General features: G+C 66.5%; 3 protein-coding genes. 2 read left to right on the forward strand and 1 reads right to left on the reverse strand.

From position 1 onward, the window contains the following. Positions 1–737 (reverse strand): MFS transporter (locus ACEN88_RS27890; RefSeq protein WP_413344873.1); only part of this gene is annotated, 737 nt, incomplete at its 3' end. 89 nt (positions 738–826) lie between these two features. Between ACEN88_RS27890 and ACEN88_RS27895 the strand changes: the two genes are divergently transcribed. Further along, complete coding sequence (locus ACEN88_RS27895; RefSeq protein WP_258851798.1) at positions 827–1,618, forward strand: AraC family transcriptional regulator; 792 nt, start codon at positions 827–829, stop codon at positions 1,616–1,618. Between the two features lies 1 nt (position 1,619). Then, a complete protein-coding gene (locus ACEN88_RS27900; RefSeq protein WP_413344875.1) occupies positions 1,620–2,753 on the forward strand; it encodes a helix-turn-helix domain-containing protein in 1,134 nt (377 codons plus the stop codon). Positions 2,754–2,995: the final 242 nt, after the last annotated feature.

The following is a 2,995-nucleotide window of genomic DNA, read 5'->3' on the forward strand; positions in this document are numbered from 1 at the left end:
TACAGCTGCATCAGGCCGATAGACGCAAAGGCCTGGATGCCGCCCAGCGCCACGGCCGTCAGGAAGAAGAACGCGAAGCACATCCACACGGCCCGCAGGCGCAGGAACGACAAGGTGCCCTCGCCGGCCGCAGGTGCCGCGGCAACGACCGGCTTGGGTTCGGGGGCCAGCCGCGCGCGGTTCAGGACCAGGATGGCCAGCACCGCGAACGGCAGGATCGCCGCGCAGGCCAGCGCCATGCGCCAGCTGGAGAACGCCGCGACCGTCGTCATGAACAGGGGCGCCGCGGCCCAGCCGATGTTGCCGCTGATGCCGTGCACGGAAAAGCCGTGCGCGAGCCGGGCGCGCGAGACGCGCTGGTTCAGCAGCGTGTAGTCGGCAGGATGAAAAATGCTGTTGCCGACGCCGGCCAGCAGCGCGCCCCCCATCAGCGCCGCATAGCTGCCGGCGACGGACAGCACGAGGGCCGAGACGCCCAGCATCGTCATGCCGAAGAACAGCACGCTGCGCGCGCCGACCTTGTCGACGACGAAGCCGGCCAGCGCCTGGCCGACGCCCGACACGACGAAGAACGCCGTCAGCAGCAGGCCCAGTTCCGCGTAACTGAGGCCGAACGCGGGCTTCAGCCAGGGGAACAGCGCGGCCAGGATCAGGTGATAGAAATGCGACGTGCCGTGGGCGAGGCCCACCAGGGCGATCACGCGCGCGTCGGCGCGCAGGGTGCTGTCTTGTGACATATTTACTCCAGACGAAAACGCCAGTGTAGGCAAATGGACCACGGCTGAATTACGATAGCAGGACAACTTCTATCGAGAATCGGACATCCGTGAGCATCCCCGTCGTCCACCATACGCAGCCGTTCCCCGACTGCTTCGATCCCACGCCGGCGCGGCCCGTCACCCTGACGGCGCGCGACCTGGAGGCGGCCGACAACGTCGCGCCCCACACGCATACCTTCGGCCAGCTGACGTATGCGCGCGAAGGCGTGATCCGCCTGACGGCCGCCGGCAGCAGCTGGATCGTGCCGCCGTCGCGCGCGATCTGGACGGCGCCCGGCGTCGTGCACGAGGTCACCGTGCTCGAACCCGTGCGCCTGCGCCCCGTGCGCATCCACGCCGCGCGCTCGCCGTTTCCCGGCGAGGATTGCCGCGTGCTGGAAGTATCGACCCTGCTGCGCGAGCTGATCCTCGCACTGGAACAACTGCCGCAGCTGGAGCCCTCGCCGCGCGCGACGCTCCTGTCCGAACTGATGCTGGACGAGCTGGCGCGCTCGCCCGCGCTGCCGATCCGCGTGCCCCTGCCGCGCGACAAGCGCCTGCAAAGCCTGTGCGAACGCCTGCTCGATGAACCCGGCGCCACGCACACGCTGGCCGACTGGGCGCGCCAGGTGGGCGCGTCCGAACGCACGCTGGCGCGGTTGTTCGAGCGGGAACTGGGCATGAGTTTCACCGAATGGCGCCAGCAGGTGCGCCTCGCGCACGCGGCGCCGCTGATCGCGCGCGGGATGCCGCTGTCACGCGTGGCGGAGGAACTGGGCTATACGAGCCAGTCCGCGTTTTCGCACATGTTCAGGAAGACGTTCGGCTGTTCGCCGTCGGCGTTTTTCGCGCAGCGCTGACGTGCAGCACTTCTACAGGAAGGCCCTCGGCGCGTTCGTGCTGCTGCTGGCCGCCGACGCGCTGATCGCGGGTTTCTGCATCCATCGCAGCGCGCCATCCGCGTCGCTCCTGCCGCGGGATCGCACGGCGCCGCACTGGCACGCCGCCGCCATCACGGACGCCCCGTTCGGCGGCGCGTCGACGGTACGCATCCAGGAGGCCACGCGGCAATCGCTCCGGTTCGACTTCAAGGTATCGGACGCCATCCCGCATCCTTGGGCGTGGGCGGCGCTGCAGTTCGACGGGACGGCGGATCTGTCGAGGTACTCGACCGTTTCTTTCCTCGCGAAATGCACGCCCGCCAATTCGCTGATCCTCAACATCACCGTGGTCGACGAAGGTGTCGCCAAGCCCGCCATGACTTTCTTTTCCTGCAACGAAGAGGGCATGCCGGTCTCGCTGGATCTTACGCGCCTGGCCATTCCGGAGTGGTGGTACGACGCCCAACATGTCGACCTTGCGCGCCGCTCCTACCAGCTGGATCGGGTGGCAAAACTCGAATTCGGCGCGAGCCAGTACAGCCCGCGCGAGCTCGATTCGCATGTCGAGATCAGCGGTCTCACGCTGCATGGCCGCGACGACCGCTACCTCGTCGCGCTGGCGGTGATCCTGGTGGCCGGCTGGACCGCCTTCGGCATCGGATTCTTCCGCGCGCAGTCGCGCGCCCTCGGGGCGACGGTGGCGGCCCGGCTCAGGAAGGATCTGTCGTTCGTGGCATACCGCCAGTTGACCGTCGAACGGTTCGAGGACAAGGCAAAGGCCGACATCCTGCGCTTCATCGCCACCCATTACGCGCAGGCCGGACTGGACCTGGACGCCGTCGCCGCCGGCACGGGCGCGACCCGCGGCAAGGTCAATGACGTGCTCAAGACGGAACTCGGCATGTCGTTCGCCGGCTATCTGAAAAAGCTGAGGCTGACCGAAGCGGCCAGACTGCTGACCGACCAGGCCGGTGCGACCGTGGCGGAAATCGCGTATTCGGTCGGCTATGCCAACAGTTCGTATTTCAACAAGGTGTTCAAGGAAGAGTACGGGTGTTCCCCCAGGGAATTCAGGAAGCTGGCAAGCCGACTGAATACGCCTTCAGGCCACTAAAACAATCTGCAGAAATTCATGCAAATTTCTGCATCCGCTGGAATTTTCCGCAATAAGCGTTAGAGGCCCGCCGTGTGGATGCCTACGATTGGGGACCGAGAACAACGATTGGAGGAGCCCATCTTGAACAGGAAGTACCACATCCGAGCCGCCATCCCTGCCCTGCTCGCGGCATGTTTGTCAGGTTGCAGCGGGGGCAGCGGGGTCATCAACGCGCCCGACGCGCAGGCGGGCGCGTTGAT

It is taken from the genome of Massilia sp. CT11-108 (genome assembly GCF_047302915.1).
Taxonomy (GTDB): domain Bacteria; phylum Pseudomonadota; class Gammaproteobacteria; order Burkholderiales; family Burkholderiaceae_D; genus Telluria; species Telluria orientalis.